Here is a 13,108-nt window from a genome sequence, read left to right as displayed (position 1 = left end):
GCCTCAGTCCGCCCCGCGCTCCCGGGGGGGCGGCGCGAGGGTGCGGGAGAGCGCGCGGGACAGGGACAGCATCACCGCGAGGGTCTCCGCCTCGTCCTGCTCGGCCCCGTGGTCGCTGAGCTTGACGATCACCGTTCCGGTGTCGCGGTTGATGTAGATGTACTGGCCGTAGACGCCGATGGCCGCGATGTCGTCGTCGCCGTCCGGCACGTGCCACCACTGCGCCGAGTAGGGCCAACCGTCGACCGCCCGCCGCGCCGGCGTCGCGATCCGCTCGATCCAGTGCGGCGGAACGATGCCGACCGGACCGACCCGGCCGTGATCGGCCACCATCAGTCCCAGGCGGACGAAGTCGCGGGCGACGGCGTTGAGGCAGCAGAAGGCCTTCTCGGTCCCGCCCGGCGCGTCGAGATTCCAGGTGGCGTCCGCTTCCGCTCCCATGGGCTGCCAGATCTGCTCCGCGAGGAGATCCGCCAAGGGCTTGCCGTGGAGGCCGGCGAGGATCAGGCCGAGCACCTCCGTGTCGATGCTGCGGTACCGGCCCCGGCTGCCGGGCCTCGACGACAGGGCGGCGTGCGCCTTGACGAAGGCGGGCAGGTCGCGGGTCAGGTACATCCCGGCGGTGCCGACCAGGGGGTTCCAGGGATCGTAGTTCTCCGGCACCGCGAGGCCGCTCGTCATGTCGAGGAGGTCGCGGACCGTGATGCGGCCGAAGGCGGGCACGCCGCTCAGGTCGGGCAGCAGGGCCGAGACGGGGTCCGTTTCCTTGAGCCGGCCGTCCGCGATGGCCCGCCCCACCAGCAGCGACACCACCGATTTCGCTACGGACCAGGACGGGAACCGCGTCGCCCGGTCGAAGCCGGGCCGGTACCATTCGTGGACGAGGATGCCGTCCTGGGTCACCAGGAAGGCGTTGGTCCGGGTCGCCGCCAGCACGGTGGCGAGCGGCACGGCCGCGCCCTTCCACGGAACCCGTTCGGGGAGCGGGCGGGGCTGGGCCGGCAGCACGCGCGGGGTCGGCGACGCCGCCACCGGCCGGCTCGCGAACCAGGTCCCGACGGCGGAGGGCTTGACGATGGCCAGGGCCGCCAGGGTGACGGGATCGGGCACGCCGATGAGGGCGGTGGCCGTCCAGGCCAGGCCGCCCGGCAGGCCGCCCAGAAGACCGATGACGAGGGCCGGGCCGACCAGCCGGGGGCGGAGCCGCGCAGGGCGCTCGGGATTCGGACGCACCTGGGGGCAGCCTTCACGAGGGGGAATATTCGCCGCCGCGTCCACGCCTCGGGGCGGATGACGGGAGCGCGGGCAACGGGGCCGAGGAAAGATCTAGTGCGGCGCGGTCTGGCCCGACGCGAGGATCGTGACGCCGAGGGCGATCACGGCGATGCCGGCCATCATCGGGAGGGTGATCGGCTCGTCGAACAGGACCGCGCCGCCGAGCGCCGCGCCGACCATGCCGACCCCGGCCCAGATCGCGTAGACGACGCCGATCGGCAGCATGTTCATGCTGTTCGACATCAGCCAGAACGCGGTGCCGTAGCCCAGCACCATGATGAGCGTCGGCACCGGGCGGGTCAGCCCATCGGCGGCTTTCAGGGCGAGCGTCGCCGTCACTTCGGCGCCGATCGCGAAGGCGAGGAGCAGGTAGGGGTTCATGCGCGGGGCGTCCGTGGAAGCGGCCGACCGACGGAACGCCGGTTGCCGCCTGCGCCGGATTAGGACGGCCGGGGTCGTTAAGGTCCGGTGTGGACCGTCCCGGAGCCCGCTTCCGGGCGGGGACCGGCCCCGATCGGACATTTCGCGGGCCGCTTTCCCGGGGGAGGGGGCCTCCGCGCCGTGGGCGGCGCGGGGCCGGCCTAGCGCAGGGTCGAGGATTCGCCGTCCTTCAACGGGCGATCCTCACCGGAGTGCCCGCCCTCGGAGACGTGGGAGTTCAAGCGTTCCAGGTGCTCGAAGACGTGCTCGAAGGCGGCGGTGACGGCCTGCTCGAAAGCGCCGGTTCCTTTGCCCGAGGCTCCTTCGCCCATAGCGGCTTTGAGCCCCTGGAGCAGCGCCCGATGTTTGTCCGTATCGCTCGACATGGCGTTCCTCGTGGCCGGACGGGACGCCGGCATCAGGGGGGCAAGCGCCGATGCGGGCCGCGGTTCCGAAAACAGGGTGGTGTCCCGGGAGGCGAGGCGTGGGGAGACGCGGGCCCGCGGCGAAGCCTCAGAACTCCCAGGTGACGCCCGTGCGGATCACCCGTGCCGGAACCCCCGCGAGGGAGACGTTGGACGGGAAGGCGCCTCGGACCAGGGAGCCGGCGCCGACCACGGTGTCGCGGCCGATCACGGCGTTGCGCAGGATCGTCACGTCGCCCGCCGCCCAGACATGATCGCCGATGGTGATGTCGCCGGGGGGATTGAGGCGTTCGCGGGTCACGACGTCGAGCACCTTGTGGACGTCGCTCGACGCGATGCGGCACCCGTCTCCGAACAGGCAGAACGCACCGATCCTGATGGTCGCGCGCTCATGCGCCGTGATCTGGCTGCGGCCGTTGAACGAACACCACGCGCCGATCTCGACCACGGCCCCTTCGGCCGAGGCGGAGACCGTGAGGCCGTTGAGGTTCGAATCCATCCCGACGATGACCGTCGCCCCCCCGGTGAGGGAGAACGCGGCGGCGTTCGGAACGAGGGGAGCCTCGACGTGAAGGCGATTGCCGCGCCCGCGTATCGTCACGACGGCGTTGCTCTCGTCGAGGAACTTCGGTGCGAGCGTGACCGTGTTGTCGTCCGGGAACTCGATGTCGAGCCTGACAGGCATGGCGGCTCCTGTGATCCCGCGCCGCCCATCCGATGGAGTGGGCGCCCGGACATGTCCAGAGGGCGGGTCGGCCTACCGGTTGAGCGGATTGCCCACGGGCGGCGCGGTGGTCGCCCCGACGGGAACCGGTGAGACGCCGCCCCCGCCGCCGAAGCCGGTCTGCGGATTGCGGTAGCGCTCGATGCCGTGCTGCAGCCGCTCGCCATCCATGTCCCGGACGATCCGGCTGGAGGCGGGCGGCGCCGGGTCGATGACGTGCACCGCCATGTTGGCCTGCACCGCCTCGCCGGATTCGAGGGTCAGGGTATCGCGCCGCTTGAGGTAGTCGGTGCAGCCCGAGGCGCACAGGGCCAGGGCGAGCACCCCGGCCGGCAGCAGCAGGCGTCGCGCCGAACGAAGGGGTGCGCCCCGCATCAGTTGAGCGCCTGCACGGTCCCCTGCGGGACGGCGACGGCCGTGGGCAGGGAACGGTCGGGAAGGATATGGCCGTGCGGGCCGACGGCGCCGCCGCGCTGGTTCACGAACTGGCGCATGTTGCGGCGCAGTTCCATCTGGCCGTTGACGAAGAAATCGACGTCGTTGGCCGGCGTGCTGGTGTCGAGGGGCGTCGCCAGCATCTGGCCGGGCCGGGCCGGATTGACCAGGGACGGCGTCACGATCACCACGAGCTCGGTCTCGCGCTCCTGGAACTCGGAGGAGCGGAACAGGGCCCCCAGCACCGGGATCGACCCGAGCCAGGGCAATTGCTCGATGGACCGGGTGGAGTTGGTCTGCAGCAGGCCGGCGATGGCGAAGCTCTGCCCGTCGCGCAGTTCGACGTTGGTCTTGGCCCGGCGCTTGGTCAGGCCCGGCACGGAGATGCCGCCGCCCACGGCCACCGACAGGGTCGGATCGATGTCGCTCACCTCGGGCTCGAGCTGGAGGTGGATCATGCCGTTGCGCAGGACCGTGGGCGTGAAGCCGAGCTTCACCCCGAACTCCTTGTAGGAGACGGTGATCTGCGGCGCGCCGTTCGAGGTCTGGTTGGCGATGGGGATCGGGATCTCGCCGCCCGCCAGGAATTCGGCCCGGTCACCCGACATGGCGATGAGGTTGGGCTCGGCCAGGCGACGCAGGAGCCCCTTCGTCTCCAGGGCGCTCACGAACAGGTCGAGCTGCCCCGAATTGCCGCGGAACCCCTGGACGAGGCTCGCGAACGGGACGCCGCCCGTGGTGGCGGCATTGACCGCCGAGCCGACGATCCCCGACAGCACGCCGCCGGAGGACGACACCGGGGTCTGGCCGCCGAAGGCGCCGACGCTGGCGAGGGTGCTGCGCCCGCCGAACTCGAACCGCGTTCCGAACTCGCGCCCGGCGTTGCGGTTCACCTCGACGAACCGGACCTTCAGCATCACCTGCTGGGGCGAGCGCACGCGGGTGAGGTTGAGGGTGCCGGGCGGCGCCACCTGCATGGCCCGGTCGACGCTGACCGCGTCCCCGGCGACGCCGCCGAGGATCACCCGGTCGCCCTGGCTCTCCACGCGCAAACCCGGATCGCCGGTGCTCTGGCGGACCTGGGATTCGATGACGCCGGTATCGGGGCGCACCTCCACGTCGATGAGGCCGACGAGCTTGCGCTCGGAATCGATGAGGGAGACGTTGGTGGTGCCGGCGCGCTTGCCGAGGACGTAGAGGGTGCGGTCGCTGATGGGCACCACGTCGGCGATCTCCGACGATCCCACGAGGACGTCGGCGAACGCGCTGCCGACCTTCACGGTCTGGGACTTGTTGATCGTGAGTTTCAGGCGGCTGAGGACCGCGTTGCCGCCCGTGCGCGGCACGGCGCGAACCTGGGCCTGGGCCTGGGCCACGCCGATCTGCGCCGGGAGCGCGCCGGCCGTCAACGACAGCACGACGGCGAGATCGAACACCCGGCGAAATGTCAGTCGAGCCCTTCGCCGGCAACCGATCACGCAAACATCCTTCTGGTTAAGATCAGGTTAAGCGTGCCGGCGTGGCTGCCACAAGATCCGGTGCTGAGTGCCACAGTTTTATCGAGAGAAGAGAGGCGTTCGGGCAACGCTTCCGCGCGGATCGAACGATCAGATCGTGATATCGGCTCAGAACGGAGCGGATCGGGTCGGGCGCCGGGCGGAGCGCAGGATCTGAATGTTGTTCTGGATCACAGTGTTACTGGGGTCCATGGCCAGGGCCTGCTCGAACTGGCCGAGGGCACGCTTGCCGTTGCCGCGCAGCATGTAGGAATAGCCGCGGTTGTTCACGATTTCGAGGGTCTCGCCGCTGAGGGACGTCGCCTGGTCGTAGGCCCGGTCGGCGAGCTCGTAGCGCCCGAGGTTGTCGTAGGCCGCCGCGAGTCCGAGCCAGGCGGCCGCGTCGTCCTTGTTGACCTCCACGGCCTGCCGGAAGTTGCGCTCGGCTAGGCCGTTGTTGCCGGCCGCAAGGTTCACCCGGCCAACGCGATAGGCTTCGTTGGTGGCCGGCAACGTGGGTTCGACGCCTGGAACCAGGGCGATGCCCTCGTCCGACCGGGTCTGGCACCCGGCCAGCCACAGGCAGGCGAAGAGTCCCGCGGCTCGCGCTGCGCGATATGCCGTCATCCACTCGTTATCCCTGGACCCAGCGGCGACACTGCCACACGAACGGCCCGGCTTGTATCCAAGACGGCCCGAAGGCTGGGGAGAAGCATCGGGCCGCTCGCAACACTCCGGGTGTCTCCCATACGGCCGCCGAGGCGAAGAGTTTCACGACGTCCGTCCGGACGTGTCGCGAGGCGCCCGGAGCTCGGAATCTTCGGGTCCCGTGATCTTCGGGTCCCGTGCCGGCACGGTCGGCCTTCGGCCGGACACAGGCCGCGACCGCAGGCTGATCTCTCCCGTTCGGGGCGCCCGGTGCCGATCGACGTTCGCGCCTGCTCATGGCAGACTTGGCGGGGCCGACCAAGCGCGCAGCCCGCCCGTCCCGCGGTTTCGGACCGGCCGTTGCGGGAATGCCGCGCGTGCCCGTCGGTGCGGCGCCGGCTCGTCAGCGCGGGGCCGCGACACAGGTCGCGAGGAAGTCGTCGAAGGCGACGATGTCCGAGCGCCCGACGACCGGCGCGAACACGATGGCGGGGATCGTCGATCCGAACAGAACCGGGGGCCGCCCCGGGCCCGCCCTGCGCAGGAGGAGGTCGATGCGGCTCGGTCCCGCCCTGAGCAGGCGGACGAAGGCCGGCACGAAGGCGCCCGCGGCGGCCCGACCCTCGGTCAGGGTCAGGACGCGCCCGTCGGCGATCTGGACCGGACCGATCGTCGCGCGGGGGGATCGCCCCGCCGATCCGGACGGGCGCGCGAGCAGTTGGCCGGTGGTGGAGGAATCCCCCTCGGGCAGGAGGCGCTGGGGAAGGCTCAACCGCCAGCGCCGCTCGCCGCCCTCGCAGGACAGGACGAGGAGTCCGGCCGGGCCGGACGGGGGCGTCGCACCGGTGCGCAGGACGGCGAGGTCCCGGCCGAACCGCTCCAGGACCCATCCGTCCCCCCCGAGGGTGAGGGTCCGGTCCGGCCCCCGGGGCGGGGGGACATCCCGGTCCTGTCCGAGGGCCGGGCCGGGGGTCGCGGCCAGCGCCAGCAGGAGCGCGCCGAACCCGCGCGGCCTCACGGCGTGCCGGCGCCGGCGGGGTCGCGGCGCCGCTCGGATCGGATGCGCCCGGCGAAGGACAGGTGGCTGATGGCGAAGGCGAGGAACGAGCTCGCCAGCATCACCGCGAGGACGGCGAAATCCGGCCCCTGGATCGCCGCCATGGGCGGAAGCGACACGGGCAGGAGCGACACGGTCCGGAGCGGTCCGCCGAGGCCGAGCCAGGCGTAGGTCAGGGCCGCCGCGAAGACGAAGCACAGGTTGGCGATGGCGGCGACGCCGAACCGGAACCGCAGGACCCGAACCGCGAGGGTGATCGCCGCGAGCGCGGCGGCGTTGCGGAGCGCGTCGATCCCGAACAGGGCGTGCAGGGGCGAGGTCTCCACGCGGGCCGCCTCGAACGGCCGGAAGACCGCGAGGTTGAGGTACCACGCCAGACTCGATCCGGGGCAGGCCGCGAGATAGGCGGCGGCGCCTTCGGCGGCCGCGAAGGCGCCGATGACGACGAGCGAGCCGAAGGTCTGGGCGTTCAGGGCACGCGACATGGCGCATCCTGGCCCCACGGTCGTTAAGGCGAGGTTTGCCCCGGCGGCCCCACCCCGGCCGCGACGGACCGGCGTCAGTGGGTCTCGACGAGCTGCACCACCGGCCGGAGCTTGCCGTCGTCCGCCCGCGGGGTGAGCATGGCGACGAGTTCCACGAGCAGTCCGCCGCCGCTCACCGGCTCCGTGAGGAACACCTTGGCCACGTGGCGCGACAGGCGGGCCGGGCCCGGATCGGCGGAAAAATCGCGGCAATCGGCGATCGACAGGTAGAGCACCCGGCGCCGCGCATCGCTGGCCGGGCGCACGCCGAGATAGCACATGGGGATCGGGCTCTCGCGCACGAAGGCGTACGGTCCCGTGAGCGGGCCGCCCGTGGGCATGGTCTTGCCCATGAGCCGGTTGCCGCGCGTGACCACGGGCTGGGACTCCGTCGCCCGCGTGAGGCCGAGTTCGCGCAGGTAGAGGTCGTAGCGCGTCGGCGCCTCGCGCAGGGCGGTCTGGAAGGTCCGGTCCTTGTCGGCGTGATTCCACAGGATGTACTCGTCGATGGCCCGCGCCGCGGACATCTCGCCGAAGCCGCCATAGGCCGCCGTCACCGCCCAGTCGCCGAGGCCCTGGTCGTAGGCTGCCGACGGCCGGACGATCCGGTAGGCCGCGTCGCGCGGCAGGTGGTAGGGCGGGTTCACGTCGCCGGACGAGGGCGGCGAGGAACAGGCCTGGAGGTGGCGTCCCTGGATCACGTTCGGGGCCGGGGGGAAGGCGGCAAGATCGCTCGCCACCGCCGCGATGCCGTTGAAGTAGCGGTCGAACCGGATGTTGAGCGCGTCGTCGAAGTCGCGCGGGGCGATGTTGCGCCGCAGGGCCACGCCCTGGCCGTAGCAGAAGGCGGGCGCGTCCGAGGCGAGGGTGCGAAGGGTCGTGCGGCTCGCCGCATCGTCCGGCCGGTCGAGGGGGACGACGGAGCCGTTGGCGATGTTGCCGTCCATGCGCAGGTAGTACTGGCGCCCGGGCCGGGCCGCGGCGGCGAAGCGCTCGGGGTCGGACTGGCACATCACCATCGGGGTGACGTCGCAGGCGTAGTATTGCGCCTCCGCCACGGCCCGGCGCCGGATCGGCGTGCCCAGAACCTGGAGCAGGCTGGCGGTCAGGGTGTACTCGGCCGTGGTCGCCTCGACGAACACGGCCCGCGCGCCCTCCGTGTCCGGCAGGGTGTAGGCGGGGTCGGCGCGCAGGTCCGCCAGCGTCGCGGCGAAGCGGAAGGACAGGCGTGGGCTCGCCCGGTTGCGCCGGGAGAACGCGACGCCGTTGGTGAGGGCGTTGCCGGCGGCGACGGCCCGCTCGATGGCGCCGTCGGTCCAGTCGAGCTGACCGGCGGCGGCGAGCGCCGCGGCGTCCACGGTCGCGGCGAGCTGGGTGTCGAAAGTCATCAGGCGGGTGCCGTCAACGGCAAGGCCGAGGAGGCCGAGGAGGGCCGGGATGCAGACGGCGGCGAAGACGAGGACGAAGCCGTCCTCGGTCCGGCCGAAGGCGCGCAGGCAGCGGGATCTCATCGGCGGGTCACCAGATCCTCGCCCGGCAGGGTGGCGGTGGCCTGCAGCGGCAGCGCCTTGGAAAACAGCAGCCCGGCGAAGATCGGATCGAACGCGAGATCGACGATCTGCACGGTGACATCAACGGGGACCGGCGGCGGGCGACCGACATAGCCGAGGCCGTTGGTGGCGTAGGTCACCCGCAGGTTGGCGGGTTCGAGGCGCGGCAGCACCGCCCGCATCGCCAGCAGGATCGGCGCGAGGTTCGCCTGCGAGAATCCGAACCGGCACGAACTTCCCGGGCAGACGCAGCCGCTCGCGAGATCGCAGACCACCCGGAAGACCGGGCACTGGCCCGCCTCGCCGCCGGCCCCGCAGGGGGCGCCGGGCGGGCGCCCGTACCAGTAGGCCGCGCTGTCGGCGGGCGTCAGGCCCGGCCCCTCCGCCACGGAATCGGCCACGATGGCGGCCCGCACGCCGAGGTCGACCGCCTTCGCGGCCAGCCCCCGCTGCCAGAAGTACAGGGACAGGTCGGCCAGGGCGAAGACGAGCATCAGCAGCATCGGCAGCACCAGGGCGGCCTCGACCAGGGCGGCGCCGTCCTCGTTGCGGCGGAAGGCGGTCAGGCTACTGGCCAACGTGCGGCTCCTGATGCCGGGCCTTCAGGGTCCAGCGCCGGAGCGGAACCGGGCCCGGAAACATCACGTCGAAGGCGACGCTCGCCTGCATGGCCACCGTGCCGGCGGGCGGGTCGGGCTGCGGCTCCGCCGTGACCGCCCCGGGCGGCAGGCCGGTATTGGCGAGGATCTGGCTCTCCGTGATCCGCACCGCCCGGGCCGCGCCGGGCGGGCAGCCGGCCTCGCAGGCGGCGTCGGGAACTTGGGCGAGGATTCGGGCGCCGGCGCGCACGGCCCCCTCCATGGCCTGGCGCACCAGGAGCGCGCGCCCGACCTCGAAGCAGCCGTACACGAGGACGACGAGGATCGGCAGCAGCAGGGCGAATTCGAGGATCGCCGCCCCCGAATCCTCGTCGCGCAGGGCCCGCAGGCGTCGGGCGAGGGGCTCACCGGCGAGGGGCTTAAGGGGCTGTGGCACGGAGCACCTTCATCACCGCCGGCGCCAGGATCACGATGAGGACCACGGGAAAGATGAACAGGCCGAGCGGCAGGGTGAGCTTGGGCGGCAGGGAGGCGGCCTTCTCCTCCGCCCGCGACATCCGCCGGTCGCGCATCTCGTCGGAGAAGGTGGTGAGCGCGAGCGACACGTCGGTGCCGAGCTCGATGGTCTGCTGCAGCAGGGCGGCGAAGGAGCGCGCCTCGGGCAGGCCGAGGCGCTCGGCGCAGGCCTTCAGGGCCTCCGGCGTGCTCTTGCCCGCCCGCATCTCGCCGGCCATCAGGTCGAAATTCGCCCGGAACTCGGCATCCGACGCGCCGATCTCGCCCGACGCGCGGTCGAGGGCGGCGTCGAGGCTGAGGCCCGCATTGATGCAGACCACCAGCATGTCGAGGAAGTTCGGGAACACCGCGCGGTAGCGGATCTCGAGGTGGCGCTGGCGCCGGCTGAGATAGGCCCGCGGCAGGTAATGGGCGACGATGAAGAGGACGAGGGCGATGAGCGCCGCCTCGGCGAGGCCCGAACTCGGCAGGAAGCGGGTCACCACCAGGGTGCCCAGCGTCGGCAGGCCGACGCGGAGCCCGAGGCGCGCCAGGGTGAAGATGACCACCGCCGAGGGTGCGAAGAAGCCCGAGCGGATGAGTTCGCGCCGCAGGGCGCGGCGGGCATCGACGTCGAGGCCGAGGCGGGCCGGATCGATGTCGAGCCAGCTTTCCTGGTCGCGCTCGACCTCCTCGGCGGTGGCGGCCGGCGCACCGAGCCCGCCGTAGCGGCGGCGCACGCGCTCGCGCCGGGAGAGGGCGGAGGTCGCGGTGTAGAGCGCGAGCGCCACGCTGGCGAAGGCGAGCACGGTGACGAGAAGGACGACGCTCATGCCACGTCAGACCTTGAAGTTCACGAGGCGGTAGATGGTGAGATTGCCGAGCAGCAGCAGGACGATGGCGACGCCCAAGATCGTGTTGGCGGACGGGCTCACCCAGAACTCGGCGTAGTAGGCGGCGCTGACGAGGTTGATGACGACGAACAGGATGATCGGCAGGCCGCTGAGCGCGTAGCCGCTGAACCGCCCCTCGGCGGTGAGCGCCCGCACGCGCCGGGACAGGCGGAAGCGTTCGCGCAGCATCCGCGACAGGCGCGCCAGGACCTCGCCGAGGTTGCCGCCGGTCTGGTTGGCGATGGAGATCGCCGCCACCACGAAGGCGAGCTCGGGGTGGCCGACCCGGAGGTAGAGCCCGTCGAGGGCCTCGGCGATGCTGCGGCCGTAGTTCATCTCGTCGACCACGAGGGCGAATTCCGGTCCGGCGGGCTCGGGCGTCTCGCGGGCGACGAGGCCCAGCGAGACGGGCAAGGGATGGCCGGCGCGCAACGACCGGACGATGACGTCGAGCACCTCCGGCAGCTGCTCGCCGAAGCGCGCGAGGCGGCGCGCCCGCTTGATGCGCAGCACCATGAGGCACAGCAGGCCCGCGACGCCGAGGCTCGCGGCGAGGCGCAGCCAGAACCCCGGAACCGGCAGAACCAGCAGCAGAAGGACGGCGAGGCCGAGGGTCCGTCCGGCCAGGGCCGCGGAACTCTTGCGCGTGCCGGATTGCAGCAGCAGACGATTCCAGCCGATGACGAGGGCGGATTTCCCGGCCTCGCGGCGGCGCAGGGACTCGGCGGGAGCGGCGACCGCCGGGCCGTCGAGGTCCGCGCGCCGCTGCCGCCGGCGCTTCCGGCCGCGCAGGGCGCCGGCCAGCCCCACCTGGAGCTGCTGGACCGCCACCACCGAGCAGACGAAGATCAGGAGGTAGATCGCCCAGGGCTCAGCCATGGCGTTCTTCCCGGTGACTTGCCTCCCGGCGACTTGTCTCTCGGTGACTTGTCTCTCGGTGACTTGCCTCCCGGTGACTTGTCTCTCGGTGACGCGGCCTCACAGGGCCACCGACGGGTCGAAGGCCTGGGCCGGCATGTCCAGGCCCTGCGCCTTCAGCTCCTGCAGGAACTTCGGCCGCACCCCCGTGGCGCGATAGCTGCCCAGCACCTGGTTGCGCTCGTCGATGCCCTCGCGGACGAAGCGGTAGATCTCCTGCATCTGGATCACGTCGCCCTCCATGCCGGTGATCTCGGCGATGCTGGTGACCCGGCGGCGGCCGTCGCTGAGGCGCTGGAGCTGAAGCAGCAGCTGCACGCCGGACGCGATCTGGCTGCGGATCGAGGTCACCGACATGTTGGCCGCCGCCATGCCGATCATCTGCTCGACGCGGGCGATGGCGTCGCGGGGCGTGTTGGCGTGGATGGTGGTCATCGAGCCCTCGTGGCCGGTGTTCATGGCCTGGAGCATGTCGAAGGCTTCCTCGCCCCGGCACTCGCCGAGGATGATGCGGTCGGGCCGCATGCGCAGGGCGTTCTTGAGCAGCTCGCGCTGGCGGATCTCGCCGCGCCCCTCGACGCTCGGCGGCCGGGTCTCGAGGCGGGCGACGTGGGGCTGCTGCAACTGGAGCTCGGCCGCGTCCTCGATGGTGATGAGGCGCTCGCGCGGCGAGATGTAGGACGACAGGGCGTTGAGCATGGTGGTCTTGCCCGAGCCGGTGCCCCCCGAGACGATGAGGGAGATCCGGCCCCGCACGGCGATCTTGAGCAGGTCGGCCATGGGTGCGCGCAGGGCGCCGAGCTCCACCAGCCGGTCCATGGAGATCGGGCGCTTCGAGAACTTGCGGATGGAGACCAGGGGGCCGTCGACCGCGATGGGCCGGATCGCGACGTTGACGCGCGACCCGTCGGGCAGGCGCGCATCGACCATGGGGGAGGATTCGTCGATGCGCCGGCCGACCGCCGCGACCATCTTGTTGACGATGCGCAGGAGGTGCGCCTCGTCCTTGAAGTGGACCAGGGTCGGTTCGAGCTGGCCGCCGCGCTCGGCGAAGACCGAGCGATGGCCGTTGATGAGGATGTCGGTGACGCTCGGGTCCTTCAGCAGGGGCTCGATGGGACCGAGGCCGATCATCTCGTCGAGGACTTCGGCCGAGAACGCCTCGAGCTCGCGCTGGTTGAGGGCGAGGCGTTCCTTGAGGACGTATTCGGCGACGAAGCGTCCGACTTGGCGGGCGAGGTCCTCGGGCGAGATCTTGTCGATGAGGGCGAGGTTGAACTCGTCGATGATCTGGCCGTGGAGCTTCACCTTGGCGTCGGTCAGGGACGAGCGCGGCGCCGGCTCGGGGGCCGGGACGGCCCTGGTCGCGGCCACGGGCGCCGGCGCGGACCGTTCCCGGGCCGGACCCGACGCCTGGGCCGGGCCGGGCGTCACGGGAGGTCGGCCGAGCGGCGTCCCGGCCTGGCCGGACGGCCCCTCGGACCGGCCCGACGGCACACCGGCCTCGCCTGGCGGAATGCCGGCCTGGCCTGGCGGCATGCCGGCCTGGCCTGGCGGCACCTGCGCCTTCGCGGTGCGCCAGCGATCGGACAATCCGGCTTTCATGGCAGCTCCGTGCAGGGCGGGTCCGTGTCGGCCGGCGTCTCGGA

At 71.8% G+C, this 13,108-nt stretch carries 15 protein-coding genes; all 15 read right to left on the bottom strand.

What is annotated here, in order from left to right; translation table 11 throughout:
• Positions 1-3: 3 nt before the first annotated feature.
• The 15 genes from MKK49_RS15210 to MKK49_RS15140 all read right to left on the bottom strand — a co-directional run bounded on the left by MKK49_RS15210 (position 4) and on the right by MKK49_RS15140 (position 13,064).
• A complete protein-coding gene (locus MKK49_RS15210) occupies positions 4-1,233 on the bottom strand; it encodes a serine hydrolase (protein WP_313899169.1) in 1,230 nt (409 codons plus the stop codon).
• 93 nt (positions 1,234-1,326) lie between these two features.
• Positions 1,327-1,656, bottom strand: a complete 330-nt coding sequence (locus tag MKK49_RS15205; protein WP_244029834.1) for a DMT family transporter — start codon at positions 1,654-1,656, stop codon at positions 1,327-1,329.
• Positions 1,657-1,856: 200 nt separating this feature from the next.
• Positions 1,857-2,081 carry a hypothetical protein gene (locus MKK49_RS15200; protein ID WP_244029832.1) on the bottom strand — a complete coding sequence of 75 codons (225 nt, stop codon included), beginning with the start codon at positions 2,079-2,081 and terminating at the stop codon, positions 1,857-1,859.
• Positions 2,082-2,208: 127 nt separating this feature from the next.
• Positions 2,209-2,805, bottom strand: coding sequence for an acyltransferase (locus MKK49_RS15195; RefSeq protein ID WP_244029829.1), 597 nt, complete (start codon positions 2,803-2,805; stop codon positions 2,209-2,211).
• A gap of 72 nt (positions 2,806-2,877) precedes the next feature.
• Positions 2,878-3,219: a hypothetical protein gene (locus tag MKK49_RS15190; RefSeq protein ID WP_244029827.1), complete on the bottom strand. Its 342-nt coding sequence runs from the start codon at positions 3,217-3,219 to the stop codon at positions 2,878-2,880.
• Positions 3,219-4,715, bottom strand: coding sequence for a type II and III secretion system protein family protein (locus tag MKK49_RS15185; protein WP_244029826.1), 1,497 nt, complete (start codon positions 4,713-4,715; stop codon positions 3,219-3,221). The genes MKK49_RS15190 and MKK49_RS15185 overlap by 1 nt, the downstream gene beginning before the upstream one ends.
• A 189-nt stretch (positions 4,716-4,904) precedes the next feature.
• Positions 4,905-5,402, bottom strand: a complete 498-nt coding sequence (locus MKK49_RS15180; protein ID WP_244029823.1) for a tetratricopeptide repeat protein — start codon at positions 5,400-5,402, stop codon at positions 4,905-4,907.
• 424 nt (positions 5,403-5,826) lie between these two features.
• Complete coding sequence (locus MKK49_RS15175; RefSeq protein WP_244029821.1) at positions 5,827-6,441, bottom strand: hypothetical protein; 615 nt, start codon at positions 6,439-6,441, stop codon at positions 5,827-5,829.
• Positions 6,438-6,965, bottom strand: a complete 528-nt coding sequence (locus MKK49_RS15170; protein WP_244029819.1) for a hypothetical protein — start codon at positions 6,963-6,965, stop codon at positions 6,438-6,440. Before MKK49_RS15170 ends, MKK49_RS15175 begins: the two co-directional genes overlap by 4 nt.
• 74 nt (positions 6,966-7,039) lie before the next feature.
• Positions 7,040-8,515, bottom strand: coding sequence for a pilus assembly protein TadG-related protein (locus MKK49_RS15165; protein WP_244029817.1), 1,476 nt, complete (start codon positions 8,513-8,515; stop codon positions 7,040-7,042).
• Positions 8,512-9,132, bottom strand: a complete 621-nt coding sequence (locus tag MKK49_RS15160; RefSeq protein WP_244029815.1) for a TadE/TadG family type IV pilus assembly protein — start codon at positions 9,130-9,132, stop codon at positions 8,512-8,514. The genes MKK49_RS15165 and MKK49_RS15160 overlap by 4 nt, the downstream gene beginning before the upstream one ends.
• A complete protein-coding gene (locus MKK49_RS15155; RefSeq protein ID WP_244029813.1) occupies positions 9,122-9,589 on the bottom strand; it encodes a TadE/TadG family type IV pilus assembly protein in 468 nt (155 codons plus the stop codon). Before MKK49_RS15155 ends, MKK49_RS15160 begins: the two co-directional genes overlap by 11 nt.
• Complete coding sequence (locus tag MKK49_RS15150) at positions 9,573-10,481, bottom strand: type II secretion system F family protein (RefSeq protein WP_244029811.1); 909 nt, start codon at positions 10,479-10,481, stop codon at positions 9,573-9,575. Before MKK49_RS15150 ends, MKK49_RS15155 begins: the two co-directional genes overlap by 17 nt.
• A gap of 6 nt (positions 10,482-10,487) precedes the next feature.
• On the bottom strand, positions 10,488-11,420 hold the full coding sequence (locus MKK49_RS15145; RefSeq protein ID WP_244029809.1) for a type II secretion system F family protein: 933 nt from the start codon (positions 11,418-11,420) through the stop codon (positions 10,488-10,490).
• Positions 11,421-11,519: 99 nt separating this feature from the next.
• On the bottom strand, positions 11,520-13,064 hold the full coding sequence (locus MKK49_RS15140) for an ATPase, T2SS/T4P/T4SS family (RefSeq protein ID WP_244029807.1): 1,545 nt from the start codon (positions 13,062-13,064) through the stop codon (positions 11,520-11,522).
• Positions 13,065-13,108 lie beyond the last annotated feature (44 nt).

This window comes from Methylobacterium sp. J-090 (assembly GCF_022829345.1).
Lineage (GTDB): Bacteria > Pseudomonadota > Alphaproteobacteria > Rhizobiales > Beijerinckiaceae > Methylobacterium.
Note: the sequence above shows the minus strand (reverse complement) of the source record. Positions and strands in the feature narration are given on the sequence as shown.